We start from the raw sequence: 17,704 nt of genomic DNA on the forward strand, positions 1-17,704 counted from the left end.
AGTTTGATGGATATTAACGACTTATATAGAGCATTACATGTGTCACAATAGTATCTGAATTAGCCATTTTTTTTTCGCTCCTTTATTTGTTAGGTAAATTTAGCGATTAATAAATTTTAACTTACATAAAAGGGAATAAAAAAATCCCCCAATTTTTAATCGGAAGGATTAGTCTGTCGCTTATACTTAAGTAAGTACTTATTAATCATTTGAATCATGACAAATAAAGTATGAAATGAATTATAAAAATGGATAGACTAACCCTATATTTTGTAGTTTGAAGTTATAAAATTCAACTTAAAATATAAATTAGTTAATCATTATTCATCCATCATTCCTTTCATCATTCTATTTTTAGAGTAACATTCTTTTTTGGGAGATGCAATATCATCTTCACTTAAGGCTAGATCATTTATATTTCTTTGGTTAGGTCGATATAGCATTACATCTTTTTTATAAACATCTTATTTTTGTTCAAAGTGTCACGTCTTTTGTCCATTAAAAGGGGAGGTATTTGAAATTGACAGCACCTTTTGTTGTAACTATAATAGTTACGGTAAGTTCGGTCATTTAATTCGAATTTCTAAATTAATGATAGTATATTACCCTTCTTTCTAAGTGTGACAATAAGCGAATAACTATGTTGCTATGGAAGTTTAGATTCTATCTCATATTCAAAGAACAGTTAAGTTGTATTATTCAAATTTACGATGAGCAAATACTAAAAAAATAACATTTTCCATCGTATTCTTTTTGGAATGCTTAGTTAAAAAGAGGAAATATCTGCAGAAAGCAAATCAGGCTGTGGTATGTAGAAAGAATTCCTATAAAAAGTTCATAATATGGAATAATAAGTAAGTTAGTTTTAATGAATACGAGCAGTGCAGCATCAGGTCATTTTTAATAAAAATCTAGAAAAAATTAAGAAGGTGAGTCCGTTGCGTAAACATTCACATGTGCAATTTTATGTATTGATATTAGCTCTACTAGCTTATTTAAGCTTTTGTTTTATATTTTTATTTGTTTTTCCGAATCATTATTTTGTATCAGATTTTAATATAAGACTATCATCTTTAGTTGTTGAAACTACTGTATTTATCTCATTACTTTACTCTATGGTATCAAGAAAAATTAAACTAGGAGTCTTTTGGGTTTGTATTACTATTGCAATAGGGTGTTTTTTGATAGGAAATTTTATATCCGCTTTTCAAGTACTTAATATAGAATTACCAATACAAAATTTTAATATCTCTGATGTATTTTTATTGTTTTTCTTATTCTTCTTTCTCTTTGCTTTCTTTTATAAAATCATGATGGAATGTAATAAATGGGAAAAAGCATATTTGATTTGTGATTTATGTATTGTTGTTACTGCCATTTTTACCTTAGAGTGGTACCTATTTAATAAACCTTCTGCAAATATCTTATTCTTATCTATTGGAGATGTTTTTCTTTCATTTATTTTCCCAATTATAGATCTATTGCTTCTATTACTAGGAGTTAGCCTTATTTTTCGACCAGCAATTTTTAACGCGAAAAGTAAATTATTTATTTTTATCTTAGTATTAACTGGCTTGTCTATTACGGACTATTTATATTTCTATTTACAAGATGATTTATCACATCGTTCACTTATATTATTAAGGTGTTTGTATAGAGTTTTTCTATTATTTATTGCCATTGCTGCTACTATTCCAAGGAGTACATCTTCTAGAAGAGATTACTTTATTATTAATCCGACATTTGGAAAGAAACTTCTTGTCATATTTCCTTATCTTGCAGTTGCAATTTTAATTGGTTTTACTTTCAAGGAGCAAACTTCGTCCTCTACACTGATTACGGGAAATTGTATTGCCTTTGTATTTGTACTGATGCGTCATACAATTGTACGAATGCAAAACAAAGATTTAACCGAAACATTAAAAGTGTTTAATAATCAATTAGAGCAAAAAGTATCTAAAAGAACAGCAGATTTAATAAAAAAATCTAATGATTTGGTGAAAAATCAAGAGAGGTTTAAGTCTTTATATGAGTACCATCCAGATCCTATATTAACAATTGATTCAAATGGTACCGTATTAAATATAAACCAGTCTGGAAGTATGTTATTAGGAAAAGACAGTGCAGCATTAATAGGAAAAGAGTGCTTTTCTATTTTTTTAGATGAAGATAAACCTGAATTGGAAGCAGCTCTAAAGATGGGGAAACGATGTAGTTCATCTTCGTTACAGTTACGTGTGAAAAATAATAATGAGAAGGATATACATTTTTGGTACGTTACTATTGTTCCTATCATGATAGAAGGACAAACTTTTGGGAGTTATATAATGGTAAAAGACATAACGAGGATGAAGCAACAACAAGATGAGATAAACTATCTAGCATTTCATGATACAGTGACGGGGATTGGAAATCGAATATTCTTCCAACAAGAATTAGACAGATCTATTGAGCGGGTACAAAAAACACAGGATAAGTTTGGACTCCTGTATATAGATTTAAACCGCTTTAAGAACATTAATGATACACTGGGTCATGCAATTGGTGACAAGGTTTTAAAAGAAGTTGCCAACCGTTTTAGGACATGTCTGCCACCAACTATTCATATAGCAAGAATAGGGGGAGATGAGTTTGCAATCATTGTCCATAATAAAACAGAGCAACAGCTATTAGATTTGTGCGAAATACTATTTCGTATAACTGAAGAACCATTTGTAATAAATCAACACAGCTTTTATTTATCCCTTAGTATAGGAATAGCGTTGTATCCATTTGGAGGAACAAATGCCACAACACTTTTACAACATGCTGATATTGCTATGTATAGCGCAAAGGAAGAAGGTAGCAATGCTGTTTGTATATACGACGAGACATTATCTCAAAAAATAACAAGACGATTACAATTAGAGCAAGATTTACCGAATGCAATTGAAAATAATGAGTTGTTTTTATTGTACCAACCACAAGTTGATAGTAAGACAGGGAAGGTTATTGGTGCAGAGGCATTAATACGTTGGCAACATCCAGAGCTGGGGCTAATTTCACCTTTTGAGTTTATACCTATCGCGGAAGAAACATCACAGATTATTTCAATTGGAAAATGGACGCTACAGCAAGCGTGTTCACAACTGAAAGAATGGCATTCTGCAGGTTATACAAATCTAAAAATGGGGATAAATTTATCAGCTATAGAGTTTGAACAGAAAGATTTTGTTCAAACGATTATATCTACCATAGAAGAAATAAGAGTACCAGCTAATTTGATTGATTTGGAATTAACAGAGCGAATTGCCATGGTAGATGAAAAAGAAACTTTATTGAAGTTAAAAGCATTAAAATCATATGGTGTACATTTATCAATTGATGATTTTGGTACAGGATATTCTTCATTAGCATATCTACCTTTATATCCAATTGATACTTTGAAAATTCCAAGAGAATTTGTGAATAGGATTGGAACTTCGAATGATGGAGATGAAATTATACAAACTATTATTTCGCTCGCTCATACTTTAAATATGAAAGTGATTGCGGAAGGAGTAGAAACGAAGAAACAATTAACAGTGTTACAACAAAATGCATGCTATTTAATTCAAGGCTATTATTACAGTAAACCTGTAAATAAAGATGAGTTTCTCAAGTTTTTAAGCAGGGAATAAGTGAGAACTATGTACTTGTGAAGTAAAGGGAAAAGAAGTTCTACCTATATTAAGTAGAACTTCTTTTTGAGTTAACTAGCAGTTAGGTTTCCAAAATATTTTGCATTAAGATGTATCATTACTCAAGCTGTTATCTTGTTCTTAAGTGATTCCTTCTTCATGACTTGTCTTCTCGTCAAGAAATTTGAAGGAATCGTATTACAGGTGCAGGTCATACTATCTAAAGTTATTTTATTATTTATCGTTTATTACATTTGAAATGACTTTTAATGTGTATATAAGCAAGTGATAAGTAAATTAAATAAACAAAGGCCCTGTAAAAAATACAGGGCCGGATACAGGGTTAAGGGAACGCATAGTTTCTTATTAACATATTAGCATAAACTTTTCATGTAGCTATATAAGAGTTTTGACAAATTTAAGAACAAGATAGAGGGTTTTTAAGAATAAATGCAGTACTGAAAATTAGGGTTGTGATTTAAATGTTAGCGTTGTTATCTCGTTAAAAAACAGATGAGTATTTTAATCATGATAACGTTTAGGCATGTATATGTAAGAAATGTTTTTTGATTAGATTAAAAGAGAAATCTGATAATTCATTATATGTTATACCCAAATAACTTTAAATCTTCTCCAGAGTCTGAAATGATCTCTTCGAACTGCAATCCTACTTTTTCTAAAAGCTTTCCTGAATTGATGTTATCAATAGTAGTAATTGCTACAATTCGTTTCAGACCGAGCTTTTGTACACCGTAGCCTATTACAGCAGAAGCGGATTCAAAGCCATACCCCTTTGAACGGAATTTCTCTAAAAAGGCAAAGCCGATATCAACATCTTCTAATGTATCTCTTTTTATAAGCCCGCACATACCAAGTGGAGTGAGATCTTCTTTTCGCTCTACTAAGTAAAGACCAAAGCCCATTTTATTATACATATCAACGGGTCCGTTTAAGATGTATTTTTTTGCATCTTCTAAGTTTTTAATCCTTTTATCACCAATAAACTGAATCCATGCAGGATCGTTTACTAATTCAAGAATAAATGGAGCGTCTTTTATATCAAACCAGCGAAGAACGAGTCGTTCAGTTTCAAGAACTATCAATCCATTGCACCACCTTTAATAGTTATAACAATTAGTATGGGTTGCGAAATACAAAAGTGCAACATATTTTAATTAAGCTCTACTTGTTCACATAAAGTTCGTTTGTTTTGTATAAAGGGATATTTTATAATTAGGATTGATTGTAAAGAGTGAGATACTTATACAATGACTCCTAGGTAACTAGGAGTTTTTACTATATAACTATCATTATTACTAAATATGACACACTACACATTCTACTCAAGGAGGTACATAATGAAAAAATTATATAATGCATCGTTTACGTATTTGATTATCGGTTTATTATCAGGAATTTTCGCTAGGGAGTATGGTAAGTATAAGGGGATTGTAGGATCTACTTTGTTAAATCTTTTGCATACACATACACTTGTACTCGGCTTTTTCTTCTTTTTAATTGCTTTAGGATTAGCAAAAGTATTCGCATTTCATGAAGCGAAAAGTTTTAATAAGTGGTTTGTTTTACATAACATCGCATTAACTTTAATGTTAGGTTCATTGGCAGCAAGAGGGCTTCTTCAGCTAAATGGAGCGGACTTTAAAGGGTTAACTTATATTGTAGGATTTTCCCATTCGTTAATGGCAGTTACTTTAATTTGGTTTATGTTGTTAATAAAGAAGTCATTTAAAATGTAGTTTTATAGAAAAGAACTTGCAATAGCTATTGCAAGTTCTTTTTGTTTATTTGACAGTAAGAAACGAATTTCATATGTATAAAACTTGAATTATTTAATTTTTCGGATTATTATGTATAAAATAGTTAACATATTTTGTAATTCAAATGTATAGAAAGTAGGAGAGTGTACGATGGAGATAACGGTAGAGCGTTTAGTAAATGAATTAAAGGGTGTACTTCCCGAGGATCGAGTAGTTGTAAATACGACAGTAAGAGAGTTACATAGTAAAGATGAATCTTATCATGCTAGTAGTTTACCTGATGTAGTAGTTTTTCCGAAAACGACTGAAGAGGTTAGTAGATTAATGAAGGTAGCGAGTGAGCATAAAAAACCTGTCGTTCCTTTTGGAGTAGGATCTAGTTTAGAAGGACACGTTATACCATATGAAAAAGGAATTACAATGGACTTTTCGCTCATGAATAAAATACTCGAAATAAGAGAGAAAGATTTTCTTGTAAGAGTACAGCCGGGAGTGACTCGCTCTCAGCTTAATAAAGAATTGAAAAAGTATGGATTATTTTTTAGTGTAGACCCAGGAGCAGACGCAACGTTAGGTGGAATGGCTGCTACAAATGCGAGCGGAACGACAGCAGTTAAATACGGGGTAATGCGTGATCAAGTTCGTGATTTAGAAGTCGTACTTGCTGATGGGGAAGTAATACATACTGGAAATTTAGCAGCGAAGTCATCATCAGGTTACCATTTAAATGGTGTTTTCGTAGGGTCAGAAGGTACTCTTGGATGCTTTACAGAGTTAACATTAAAAGTATACGGCATACCAGAGCATGTTATGGCTGCGAGAGCATCGTTTCCAACTATAAACGATGCAGTAGAAGCTGTTATTAATATACTACAAGCGGGCATTCCAATTGCGAGAATTGAACTTGTAGATGAATTATCTATGAAACAAGTAAATCATTATAATGAAACAAGTTACAGAGAAGAGCCTACACTGTTTTTAGAGTTTCACGGTAATAAAGCTGGGCTAAAGCAAGATATTGAATTTACTAAGGAAATTGTTTTTGATCATAAATGTAAAGAAGTTGCTTTTGAAACGGAAACTGCTGCGAGAAATAAATTATGGGATGCACGGCATAATCTAGCATATTCTTACGTTCATAGTTATCCTGGTAAAAAGCTTATGAGTACAGACGTATGTGTACCAATTTCAGAATTAGCTGGTGCAATCCAACATGCGAAAGAGACGTTAGATAAAGTAGGTCTTGTTGGTGGTATTCTTGGTCATGTAGGAGACGGGAATTTCCACGTGCTCTTAATGATAGATCCGAACGATAAAGAAGAAGTGGAAAAGGGCGACGAAATAAATGAAAGTATCGTTTTATATGCTCTTAAACGAGGTGGAACGTGTACGGGAGAACATGGCGTTGGAATCGGAAAACGGAAGTATCAAGAAGAAGAACATGGGGCAGCATTACTCGTAATGGAAAAAATAAAGAAAGCTCTTGACCCGCAAAATATTTTGAATCCAAATAAAGTTTTTCAGTTGAAGGATAGGGGATGATGGGGTGAAAGTACTAGAAGCGATAAGTAATATAGCTGGAAAGTATTTTGCATGTTGGGTTATTTGTATTGCTGCTATTGCATATTTCATTCCTGGACCATTTCTCGGGTTAACTAGTTACATAACAATTTTACTTGGGGTTGTTATGTTTGGGATGGGATTAACATTAAAGGCTGTTGATTTTAAAATCATTGCTACAAAACCATTGCCAGTTATTATCGGTGTATGTGCTCAGTTTATTATTATGCCACTTGTCGCATACGTACTAGCCTACGTTATGAATCTGCCAGCCGAATTAGCAGCTGGATTAGTGTTACTCGGTTCAGTACCGGGTGGCACTGCATCAAATGTTATGGTTTATTTAGCAAAAGGGAACTTAGCGTTGTCTATTGCAATGACGTCGTTATCAACGTTACTAGCACCAATTGCTACACCTCTTATTTTATTATTACTTGCAGGACAATGGATGCCAGTGAATGCTATGTCTATGTTTCTTTCTATCGTACAAGTCATTATCCTACCTATTATTTTAGGATTAGTAGTGAAGAAGTTTTTCCCTACAACTGTTACGAAAGGAATGACTGTTATTCCTTTAATATCAGTTGTAGCAATTATCATTATAGTTTCAGCGGTGGTTTCAGCGAATGTAAGTAGCATTACTTCTTCAGGTCTTCTTATCTTTATCGCAGTTATGCTTCATAATGCATTTGGTTTTTTACTCGGATATATAACAGCGTTCGTACTTGGACTAGACGAAGGGACAAGAAGAGCTATTTCAATAGAAGTAGGAATGCAAAATTCAGGCTTAGGTGTTGCGCTGGCAACAGTACATTTTGGACCAGCCGCTGCACTCCCAAGTGTATTAGCGGCAGTATGGCATAACATTGCAGGGCCGATTTTAGCAACCATCTGGTCAAAAAATGCAAAGAATACTTTCAGTGATGAAAATGTATCGGTAAATATAGAAAAATAGGAATGATAATTAATGCAAAAACGTATTTTACATTTTGAAGGACTGGTTGTTTTATTAGCCACAATTTATACGTATTCGATATATGAATTTAGTTGGATTATATTTTTTATATTCCTTTTATCACCGGATGTATCAATGTTAGCGTATGGGATAAATAATCATGTAGGTGCTAAAATTTATAATATTTTTCACACATATATTATATCCGTATTAATAACTATAGTAGGTGTTTATTTTAAGATAGATACCGTTATAATGATTGGTTTAATATGGACAGCGCATATTGGAATGGATCGAATGTTTGGATATGGATTGAAATATGAGACGGATTTTAAAGATACTCATATTCAGAGGTTATAAAATGTTTTTTGGGAAAGCGATACATTGAAACAGAGAATTACTATCAAAGAATATAACATCAAATGGGACAGTGAATTTTATAAACTACAATTGCTCATTAACAATGTAGTAAATGAACTTGTTTTGTCCATTGAACATGTGGGAAGTACAGCTGTTAAAGGACTTGTATCAAAACCAATATTAGATATTGATATAGTGATAGAAGATTATGAAATTTTTCCTGAAGTAGCAAAAAGACTTGAAACGATAGGGTATTACCATCAAGCAGACTGGAGCTTCAAAGGAAGAGAGGCGTTTGGTAGAAAGGATGCTTTCGTTCCGTGGAGTGAAGAAAATACAGTTTGGATGGAACATCATTTATATGTTTGTGACAAAAATAGTGAAGAGTTAAGAAAACATTTAGCGTTTCGGAATTACCTTCGTGAACATGAAGATGTTGCTGCTGAATATGGGAGTTTAAAGAAAGAGTTAGCAAGAGAGTCGAAACATCGATCCAGTTATAGTGAAGGTAAGACGGCATTTATTACAAATATATTGGAAAAAATAAACTAAGGTCGCATTGAGTATATGCGGCCTATTCTTTTTTAATTGAGAGCTGCCATTATAAAACAAATATAAACTGGCCCTGTTGAATGCTACGAGACTTAAATATAATTAGAAATAAAAGATCGGAAAAGAGGGAGCTTATGTACGTACCAAAATATTTCGCAATAGAAGATGAAAAGATGAAGTATGAGATAATGGAACAAAATAGCTTTGCAACATTATTTTCTCAACATAACGGGGAACCATATGCAACGCATTTACCGTTGTTATTAAATAGGGAGACTCTAACTTTACATGGTCATTTCGCACGTCCGAATGAACAGTGGAAAGATAGTGAGAATCAAGAAGTGTTAGCTATATTCCAAGGACCACATAGCTACATATCTCCATCGTGGTATGAAACAAACAATGCAGTACCAACATGGAATTACGTTGCAGTGCATGTATATGGGGAATTAGAAATTGTTGAGGATGAACAGGAATTATTAAATTCTCTTCAAGAGTTAGTACATAAATATGAAGATCCAGAGAGCACCTACTCACTTAATGATGTAGATCCGAATTATATGGGAGGATTAAGTAAAGGGATAGTTGGTTTTAAAATTAAGATTAGTAAAATAGAAGGAAAAGCGAAATTAAGTCAAAATCATTCTGTGGCAAGAAGAAAATTAGTTGTGGAGGAACTTGAGAAAGTTGGTAGTGAGGGGAGTAGGGGGATTGCGGAGTTGATGAGAAAATAAAGTCTACATCAAAGGGAGATATTCTAAATAAGCGTATTTAAAAAGACCTTCTTAATTGAAGGTCTTCCGTTTTTTAAAGTGCTTTTTCAGCTGTTGTTGAGTTGTAGTCTTTACTTGCGTCAACAGATTGAACAAGGTCAGGTCTTTGTGGTGCAGGAAGATCAGCATGACCCGCTTGGTATGTAAATGAACTATGAATACCAGTAGCTAGAATACCGAAAACAGATAGTCCTAAAAAAACAGAGCTAATTTTTTTAATCATTTCAATGCCCCTTTCTCAAACGTTTTTTCTTTTGCTTGTAACGCTTTATGAAAATATTCACTTGCCTTAATGTGGTTATTTTCACTATAAAATTTAACAGCTAATTTTTCTGAGTATTCTTGAGTGTAGTTATATAATAATTCTTTGTCGAAAAACGTAATTCCTTTAAGAATAATTGTTTCTAATTCTTCAGAAGCAACATTATTATTTAGTTCGTTTAGAATTTTAAAATGATATATATATTCTTCATTATTTAATTCAGTACAAATTTTTAACCCTTTTTGGATTAACCCTTCAGCAATACTAGTTTCATCTAGTTTAGAGTGTTCTCTTGCTTGCAAGAAGAGAGCTTTGAAATGTGTAGGTTTCTTTTCAGTTACTTCTGATAGGTGACGGATTGCGAGTGTGGAGAGGTTTTGACTCGCATATAACCAACCCAAATTATTACGTACACTTAAAATTAATTCTTTTTCATTAGATTTTTGTAAAAGGTGTATTGCTGAATTATATTGTTCTTCCGCTTGTTCATATTGTTTTAAATATACAAATGAGGCACCTAATGTATTTTTGCATAATCCAACTTTAACTTCGTAGCCAGTATGTTTATCGAAAATCTCTTTAGCCTTAGTTGCATATTCAATGGATTCAATTGGTTGATAGAAGTGATAATGGAAAATCGCCATTCGATAATAAAATTCAGCATGCTCTAGATTATCAGTGTTATTTACTAGTAATAACTTAGCTTGTTCATAATGTTCGCTAGCTAAGTTATAGTCTGTGGTTAAAGTTGCATAAATGCCTTTAAAGAAGTGATAGTAGTAAGCCAGTGGATGGTTGGATGAGATTAAGTAAGAATCTATTTTATCAAAACAATCTTTTGAAATACTTAAACTATCTACTAAAACTTTATATCGAAAGTCTAGTAAGGAATGATATAATGCTAAGTTTTCATCTTCTTCAAAGTTTAGTTCCTTTTCCTCAATTTCATGCTTTAAGTTTGTCGCCTGGGACACATCTTGTTTAAGCATAGCTAAATACCAATCATTAAATAATTTCGTAATTTGTTCATTACCTTGTAGTTGAACGTTCATGAAATCCCCTCGCTTTTTGAATATTCTTATAAAATATATTATCAAAAATAACAATATTTAGAAATGTAATTTTTATTTCTCAATATTTGTTTAACGAGCTTATGAGCAAGTCTATTGGAATAGTTTAATTTTTGTTTTTGAGTAAAGAAAAGGAATCGGGAAAGGTGCATTTTAAAGTTCTAGTTGAGAGGGGAGAATATAAAAAGGTGTGTTCACACAATCTGTATGAACACACCTTTTTACATGTTAAACAATCAAGTCCCACAAAAAGTACGATAAGGACGATTCGTCGGTGCAGGTGGAACGCAGTATTCTTCTTGCTCTGTAGCATACGCATAAGGATTGGATAGAGCTTCAAGAAGTTTTTCCATTACGCTATAGTCGCCATTTGTGACAGCTGCTTCTAGTGCTTCTTCTACGCGGTGGTTCCTTGGGATGATGGATGGGTTATTATTTTTCATCATTTCGTAGGTGTTTTCCTTCGATTCTTCTTGTCTTTCTAATCGAGATTGCCACAGTTTGTACCATTCTTTAAATTCAGGACTTTCAAATAGAGCTGTATTTTCGATCGTATCAAGAGTTAAAGAACGGAATGTATTTGTGTAATCTGCTTTATGTTTCTCCATCATTTTTAAAAGTTGCTCAATAAGTGATTGATCTTGGTCCTCATTGCTAAATAGTCCTAATTTCTTTTTCATTCCAAGGAACCATTGGTTTTCATACTGTACGCTAAATTTTGAAATTTCGTCTTGAGCAATCTTGAGTGCTTCTTCTTCATCTTCGTGCAAAATAGGTATTAAAGATTCAGCTAGTCGCGCCAGGTCCCATGCAGCCATATATGGCTGATTTCCATATGCGTAGCGACCTTGTGTATCGATAGAGCTAAATACAGTTCCTTGGTCGTAATTGTCCATAAAGGCACAAGGGCCGTAATCAATCGTTTCTCCGCTAATTGTTATATTGTCAGTGTTCATTACGCCGTGAATAAATCCAACAAGTTGCCATTTAGCGATGAGATTTGCTTGTTTCTTTATAACTTCTTGTAGTAGTGCAGTATATCGGTTTTCATGAGCTTCAATTTCTGGATAATGCCTTTTTATCGTATAGTCAGCTAGTGATTGTAGATCCTCGATAGAACCACGAGCAGCAGCATATTGAAATGTGCCGACGCGTATATGACTGCTAGCGACTCTAGTTAAAATTGCTCCAGGTAATTTTGTTTCACGATAGGTTGGTTCACCAGTTGTGACAACTGCTAAACTGCGAGTAGTCGGAATATCGAGTGCATACATTGCTTCACTAATAATATACTCACGTAGCATTGGACCGAGTGCAGCACGACCATCACCACGGCGTGAATACGGAGTAGGGCCAGAACCTTTCAGTTGAATGTCAAAACGTTTACCTGAAGGAGTAATTTGTTCACCTATTAAAAGGGCACGACCGTCGCCTAACATATTAAAATGTCCGAATTGATGACCTGCATATGCTTGAGCTAATGGATGAGCTCCTTCTGGGAGAGCATTACCAGCGAAAATAGCAATTTCAGCTTCCTTTTTCAATTCTTCAGGATTAAAGCCAAGAGATATTGCGAGTGAATGATTTAGTTTAACTAGCTCCGGTGAACTTACTGGAGTAGGGGGGATTTCTGTATAAAATGATTGTGGTAAAGTCGTATAACTATTATCTAAATTCCAACCAGTTTCATTTTTTTTAGTCATTTTATCTCCTCCTTGTTTATTTTTTTATTATGTATTTGTACGTATGTATTCTTTGTAAAATTAGCTAAAAGTATAATATGATATTTCCCCTTGCAATCTATTGTAAGGACTTCACTGCACTATGTCTATTTAACAGTAAATATAAAGACCCCATTTTAAGAAAATGGAGTCTTTGTTATTATTTTATTTTTACAATTATTTTTCCTTTTGCTCTTCCAGCCTCCGAATATTCCATTGCTTTTTGAGCATATTCAAAAGGGAAAACTCGATCGATTACCGGTTTGATTTCACCAGCTTCAATATAGTTTGCGATAGTACGTAATTGATCGCCGCTTGGCTTCATAAATAAAAATGAATATTGCGCATTATGATTCTTTTCAAGTGCAGTAAGTTTTCTACTTGCTAATGAAAATAAGAATGTTTTAAAAAATCCGGAACCAAATTCTTTACCGAAACGAGCATTTGGCATTCCTGAAACGGAAACGATGTTGCCGCCGCTTTTTATAATATTGAATGATTTTTCGAGTGTTGTCCCGCCGATTGTATCAAATACTGCATCATAATCTTTTAGTATTTCTTCAAATTTTTCTGTTTTATAATTAATAATCTCATCTGCGCCAAGAGACTTTACTAAATTCGCACCAGCTTCACTTGCAGTCGTTGTAACGGTAGCGCCCATTATTTTTGCTAACTGAATTGCGAAAGTACCAACACCACCAGATCCAGCGTGAATTAAAATCTTTTGTCCTTTTTGTAAGTGCATGATGTCATGTAGTGCTTGATAGGATGTTAAGCCAACGAGAGGGATCGATGCTGCTTCTTCAAAACTTAAATTTTTAGGTTTTAAAGCTATATCATCCTCATGAATGGCTATATATTCCGCGAAAGTACCGATTTTATTTTTTCTTGGGCGTGCATATATTTCATCACCGACTTTAAAGTGAGTTACTTTTGATCCAACCTGCACGATGACACCGGAAAAGTCATTCCCAAGGATTAGGGGCATTTCATATTTAAGTAACATCTTCACTTTTCCATCGCGTATTTTAAAATCAATCGGGTTAATACTAGCTGCATGAATTTCTGCGAGCACTTCATACTCATTTATTTCAGGAGTAGGTACCTCTGCCATAAGCATTGGAAATTTCCCATATTTATCAATTATCATTGCTTTCATTTCTTATGCCTCCAAATTTCAATAAAAGTTATGCAATAGCTTTTCAATATCTAATACAAGATTTTTTAATACACCTAATTTTGTACGTATATCAATATAATAAAAGTTTTTTGTACCTTCTTTTCGCATTAAAATAATACCGGCTTCTCGTAAAATCCTTAGGTGATGTGATACCGCTGGTCGAGAAAGGTGTGTTTTTTTCGTAATTTCTCCTACACGTAATCCGGTTTGACATTCCGTTTCCATGAGAACGAACAAAATAGCTTGACGTGTTTCATCGCCAATTGCTAATAATACTTTTTGAGAATCAATAAAATCTTTTTTTATAATATTTAATTGTTCTTGTTTATTCATTTCAATCACTTTACCTCCTGGTAATTAGTCGAAAGGTTTAAGATGATGAACCATTACATCGATACGGTAATGCTACATGATTGGTGCATGAGCTGCAATATTGGGAAAGAAAATCGAGACGAATGAAATTTGATGTGTTGAAAATGGTAGGGGATAGAAAAGGATAGCATATTAAAATGGATGAAGTTTTAAAAATAAAAAATGATTTAATAATACGTTGTTTATAAATGATAGAGGGTAAGGATTTTTAAAAAATAAGCGGTCGTAACCCCTTATAACTTTACAAGGTTACGACCGCTTATCATGTTTTTATTATTTTGGTGTTTACTAAAGTGAGTTGTTTCGTTTTACTCTTTCATACATGCATAATTCAAGAAGATTATAGATGTATGAAAAAGTAAAAGTAATTTGGGGCGTAATCTATCTATATGATAATTTAAAATGAAATATAAGTCTATATCTTTGTTGTTTTTTTGATTATATTTATATCACTGAGCTCAGAACAATGATGTGGAGGGTAAATTTATGAAATCGAATTACGTACCAGTTTTAATTGTTGGAGGAGGATTATCAGGATTAGCATCTGCGCTATTCCTTGCAAAACATAACATTAATTATTTACTGCTTGAAAGGCATCAGTCTACTGCAATTCACCCGAAAGCAGGTGGAATCACTTTTCGTACGATGGAGTTATTTCGAGAATTGGGTTTAGAACAAAGAATTAGATTGGCGGGTAAAGCGTTAGAAAATTGCCAAGGAAGAATAGCAGTTCATATAATAGCAGAGGCCGATAAGGAAGAATTGGCACAAATGAGGGCGACTCAGTATGGAAACGATGAAAAGTTACTTCAAAAAATAGAAGAGATTAGTCCATCAAAACAAACGGCTTGTTATCAAATTATTTTAGAAGAGATGATGTTACAAGAAGCGAGAACATTAGGCGGAGACTTATCTTTTTATCATGAATTGGTTTCTTATGAACAAAATGAGCACGGAGTAATAGCGACGATTCGGAATCGTGAAACGGAAGAAGAAAGTATTATTCATTGTGACTATGTAATTGCAGCGGATGGAGCAAAAAGTAAAATACGTGAGCAGCTAGGGATAAGTACTGAGGGACGAGGTACAATCGGTGGCTATTATATAAATATTTATTTTGAAGCGGATTTAAGTGAGTTTATACAAGGAGATGCATTTGGTTTTACTATGGTACTTCATTCGGAAGTTCTTGGTGCACTTATACCGGTTGATAACGAAAGAAGATGGATTTACCATGTATCCTACGATCCGTTAGAAGGAGAGCGACCAGAGGATTTCACTATAGAACGTTGTAAACAAATCATTCAAACAGCAATTGGAAGTACAAAAATCGAGTCAGAAATAGTAAGTGTTTTACCGTGGGAAGCGACTGAAAGTACAGCCGTGAAATTTCAAGATAATCGAATCTTTTTAGTTGGTGATTCAGCACATATTATGCCGCCAACAGGAGGATTTGGTTCAAATACAGGCATACAAGATGCACATAATTTAGCTTGGAAATTAGCGGCTGTTATAAAAGGGAAAGCAAATCCAAAATTGTTAGAAACATATTATGAAGAGAGATATCATGTTGCAAAATTAACGACGGAGTATGCGAGTAGTTTATTGTTCCGTGCTGCGAATAGAGAAGAAGGCAGTTTGAATAATATGGATGGTTTAGCTGTAACTGTCGGGTATCAGTATTGTTCAAAAGCAATAATAGATGACTCATCCAATCCACATAGAATGGATATCATAAATTTGAACGGAAGACCTGGAACGCGAGCACCTCATTTTTTTGGAATGTATGAAGGGGAGAAAGTTTCTATATTAGACTTATTCGGTAACAATTTTGTATTACTTACTGAAGTAGAAAATAGTACTTGGGCTGAAGCTGTATTTGATGTTTCATCTAAATTAGGAATAAATATAAAAGTTTACAGCGTTGGTTTAAGAGGAGACTTTATTACTCAAGAAAATGTTTTTCGTGAATTATATGGGATAGAGAATGAAGGAGTTGTACTAATTAGACCAGATGGCTTTATTGGATGGCGTTCGGAAAAAGCAGTGGTAAATCCAGATGTAATATTGGGGGAGGTAATGAGTAATTTATTATGTGGTTTTTAAGTAGCTACGGAAGTATTGTCTTATATGCTTCACTTTACTGGAAAAAATAATATTCACAAATTTTAATAGGTTTGGTATGATTAATTTCGACAAGTTAATCGAGGCCGGAGATATTTGAGATAAGCCATAAATTTATTTAGGGATATAGAAGTGTCCTCTAAATAAATTATGGCTTTTTTTATTGATAAACTGTAATCAATAGGAAGTTACAGGTGAATAGGAGGGATATGGAAAATAAATAGTATAGTAATAACATAGGGGAATTGTATTTGTAAGATTGGAATTTTAATATAAGCTTATAAAAATAATGAAAGTATATCTTCTATTTCGTGTAAATCTCATTAACTTGTTGAAATTTGCAACGTAGGAAGGGTTAGAAGGATGAGAAAAATTATTAGCGCGTTCGTTATTTTCTTTATGATGGGAAGTATCTTTGCTGGGGGAGCTGTTCATGCGAAGTCAGAAGGGAAGCATGAATGGAATACGAATAAATTTTTAAATATTGCACATCGCGGAGCAAGTGGACATGCACCTGAGCATACTTTTGCTTCTTATGATCTTGTGAAAAAAATGAAAGCGGATTATTTGGAGTTAGATATTCAGTTAACTAAGGATGGCCAGTTGATTGCAATGCATGATACAGCAGTTGACCGCACTACAAATGGTACAGGTGAAGTACGAGATAAAACATTAAGTGAAATAAAGAGTTTAGATGCAGGGTCTTGGTTCAATAAAGCTTATCCAGAAAAGGCTAAGAGAGAGTATGTTGGGCAAAAAGTTCCGACTCTTGAAGAAATCTTCCAAAAGTACGGAAGAAGCATGAAGTATTACATTGAAACAAAATCACCAGATGTGTATCCAGGAATGGAAGAGAAGTTGTTAGCGCTGTTAAATAAATATAATTTAGTAGGTCAAAACATGTCTTCTAGCCGTGTTATGATTCAATCATTTAGTAAAGATAGTTTAACAAAGATTCATAGTATGAATAAAAATATTCCGTTAGTTCAACTGCTTTGGTATTATCCAAATGAAAACAATGAGATTATTGAGTGGTCTGATATTACACATGAACCGAAAAGTGTAACGAATGATGATTTTCAAGAAATTAAAAAGTATGCAGTTGGTATTGGGCCAAACTTACGTAATGATAACGGAGAACTAATTATCGATGAGTCATATATGAAAATGGCTAGGAAAAATGGGCTGTTAATTCACCCGTATACAATTAATGAGAAACCAGATATGAGATTGTTAATTAAATGGGGGGCTACAGGCATGTTTACAAATTATCCTGATCGATTACATAGTGTACTAAAAGAAAAATAAGTGAGATAGGATAAAAGGTATACCGACGTT

Annotated in this window: 15 protein-coding genes; 9 read left to right on the forward strand and 6 right to left on the reverse strand. The window is 33.4% G+C overall.

Translation table 11 applies throughout. The features are described from left to right. The first annotated feature begins 938 nt into the window (after positions 1-938). Positions 939-3,659 carry a sensor domain-containing protein gene (locus tag AABL52_RS10065; RefSeq protein ID WP_341519290.1) on the forward strand — a complete coding sequence of 907 codons (2,721 nt, stop codon included), beginning with the start codon at positions 939-941 and terminating at the stop codon, positions 3,657-3,659. Between the two features lie 599 nt (positions 3,660-4,258). On the opposite strand, the gene AABL52_RS10070 is transcribed toward AABL52_RS10065, so the two are convergent. Further along, positions 4,259-4,762, reverse strand: a complete 504-nt coding sequence (locus AABL52_RS10070; protein ID WP_341519291.1) for a GNAT family N-acetyltransferase — start codon at positions 4,760-4,762, stop codon at positions 4,259-4,261. Positions 4,763-5,017: 255 nt separating this feature from the next. Between AABL52_RS10070 and AABL52_RS10075 the strand changes: the two genes are divergently transcribed. The 6 genes from AABL52_RS10075 to AABL52_RS10100 all read left to right on the forward strand — a co-directional run bounded on the left by AABL52_RS10075 (position 5,018) and on the right by AABL52_RS10100 (position 9,598). Continuing rightward, a complete protein-coding gene (locus tag AABL52_RS10075) occupies positions 5,018-5,416 on the forward strand; it encodes a DUF2871 family protein (protein WP_048525632.1) in 399 nt (132 codons plus the stop codon). A gap of 171 nt (positions 5,417-5,587) precedes the next feature. Then, complete coding sequence (locus AABL52_RS10080) at positions 5,588-6,979, forward strand: FAD-binding oxidoreductase (protein ID WP_341519292.1); 1,392 nt, start codon at positions 5,588-5,590, stop codon at positions 6,977-6,979. Positions 6,980-6,983: 4 nt separating this feature from the next. Further along, positions 6,984-7,952: a bile acid:sodium symporter family protein gene (locus AABL52_RS10085; protein WP_341519293.1), complete on the forward strand. Its 969-nt coding sequence runs from the start codon at positions 6,984-6,986 to the stop codon at positions 7,950-7,952. A 12-nt stretch (positions 7,953-7,964) separates the two neighbouring features. After that, positions 7,965-8,312 carry a DUF4260 domain-containing protein gene (locus tag AABL52_RS10090; protein WP_144650225.1) on the forward strand — a complete coding sequence of 116 codons (348 nt, stop codon included), beginning with the start codon at positions 7,965-7,967 and terminating at the stop codon, positions 8,310-8,312. 24 nt (positions 8,313-8,336) lie between these two features. Then, on the forward strand, positions 8,337-8,864 hold the full coding sequence (locus tag AABL52_RS10095) for a GrpB family protein (protein ID WP_341519294.1): 528 nt from the start codon (positions 8,337-8,339) through the stop codon (positions 8,862-8,864). A 134-nt stretch (positions 8,865-8,998) separates the two neighbouring features. Further along, positions 8,999-9,598 carry an FMN-binding negative transcriptional regulator gene (locus AABL52_RS10100; protein WP_078985193.1) on the forward strand — a complete coding sequence of 200 codons (600 nt, stop codon included), beginning with the start codon at positions 8,999-9,001 and terminating at the stop codon, positions 9,596-9,598. A 73-nt stretch (positions 9,599-9,671) separates the two neighbouring features. Here the strand turns inward: AABL52_RS10100 and AABL52_RS10105 are convergent, their stop codons facing one another. The 5 genes from AABL52_RS10105 to AABL52_RS10125 form a co-directional block, all read right to left on the reverse strand. Then, positions 9,672-9,860, reverse strand: coding sequence for a Phr family secreted Rap phosphatase inhibitor (locus AABL52_RS10105; protein WP_087958833.1), 189 nt, complete (start codon positions 9,858-9,860; stop codon positions 9,672-9,674). Then, positions 9,857-10,951, reverse strand: coding sequence for a RapH N-terminal domain-containing protein (locus AABL52_RS10110; protein WP_001102707.1), 1,095 nt, complete (start codon positions 10,949-10,951; stop codon positions 9,857-9,859). Before AABL52_RS10110 ends, AABL52_RS10105 begins: the two co-directional genes overlap by 4 nt. A gap of 254 nt (positions 10,952-11,205) precedes the next feature. Next, positions 11,206-12,672 carry a protein adenylyltransferase SelO gene (locus AABL52_RS10115; protein WP_341519295.1) on the reverse strand — a complete coding sequence of 489 codons (1,467 nt, stop codon included), beginning with the start codon at positions 12,670-12,672 and terminating at the stop codon, positions 11,206-11,208. A gap of 178 nt (positions 12,673-12,850) precedes the next feature. Beyond that, a complete protein-coding gene (locus tag AABL52_RS10120; RefSeq protein WP_341519296.1) occupies positions 12,851-13,849 on the reverse strand; it encodes an NADP-dependent oxidoreductase in 999 nt (332 codons plus the stop codon). 18 nt (positions 13,850-13,867) lie between these two features. Beyond that, positions 13,868-14,212 carry an ArsR/SmtB family transcription factor gene (locus tag AABL52_RS10125; protein ID WP_000571867.1) on the reverse strand — a complete coding sequence of 115 codons (345 nt, stop codon included), beginning with the start codon at positions 14,210-14,212 and terminating at the stop codon, positions 13,868-13,870. A 516-nt stretch (positions 14,213-14,728) separates the two neighbouring features. Between AABL52_RS10125 and AABL52_RS10130 the strand changes: the two genes are divergently transcribed. Both AABL52_RS10130 and AABL52_RS10135 read left to right on the forward strand, forming a co-directional pair. Then, positions 14,729-16,348, forward strand: coding sequence for an FAD-dependent oxidoreductase (locus AABL52_RS10130; RefSeq protein WP_341519297.1), 1,620 nt, complete (start codon positions 14,729-14,731; stop codon positions 16,346-16,348). A 381-nt stretch (positions 16,349-16,729) separates the two neighbouring features. Further along, positions 16,730-17,674 (forward strand): glycerophosphodiester phosphodiesterase, encoded by a 945-nt coding sequence (locus AABL52_RS10135; RefSeq protein WP_098237390.1) that lies wholly within the window; start codon positions 16,730-16,732, stop codon positions 17,672-17,674. Positions 17,675-17,704 lie beyond the last annotated feature (30 nt).

It is taken from the genome of Bacillus paramobilis, assembly GCF_038096195.1.
GTDB classification, from domain to species: domain Bacteria; phylum Bacillota; class Bacilli; order Bacillales; family Bacillaceae_G; genus Bacillus_A; species Bacillus_A mobilis.

Bases quoted from the DNA above. Each gene is read 5' to 3' on its own strand.
- AABL52_RS10075 (WP_048525632.1), top strand. From the start codon at position 5,018: ATGAAAAAATTATATAATGCATCGTTTACGTATTTGATTATCGGTTTA.
- AABL52_RS10080 (WP_341519292.1), top strand. From the start codon at position 5,588: ATGGAGATAACGGTAGAGCGTTTAGTAAATGAATTAAAGGGTGTACTT.
- AABL52_RS10090 (WP_144650225.1), top strand. From the start codon at position 7,965: ATGCAAAAACGTATTTTACATTTTGAAGGACTGGTTGTTTTATTAGCC.
- AABL52_RS10100 (WP_078985193.1), top strand. From the start codon at position 8,999: ATGTACGTACCAAAATATTTCGCAATAGAAGATGAAAAGATGAAGTAT.
- AABL52_RS10105 (WP_087958833.1), bottom strand. From the start codon at position 9,860: ATGATTAAAAAAATTAGCTCTGTTTTTTTAGGACTATCTGTTTTCGGT.
- AABL52_RS10110 (WP_001102707.1), bottom strand. From the start codon at position 10,951: ATGAACGTTCAACTACAAGGTAATGAACAAATTACGAAATTATTTAAT.
- AABL52_RS10115 (WP_341519295.1), bottom strand. From the start codon at position 12,672: ATGACTAAAAAAAATGAAACTGGTTGGAATTTAGATAATAGTTATACG.
- AABL52_RS10120 (WP_341519296.1), bottom strand. From the start codon at position 13,849: ATGAAAGCAATGATAATTGATAAATATGGGAAATTTCCAATGCTTATG.
- AABL52_RS10130 (WP_341519297.1), top strand. From the start codon at position 14,729: ATGAAATCGAATTACGTACCAGTTTTAATTGTTGGAGGAGGATTATCA.
- AABL52_RS10135 (WP_098237390.1), top strand. From the start codon at position 16,730: ATGAGAAAAATTATTAGCGCGTTCGTTATTTTCTTTATGATGGGAAGT.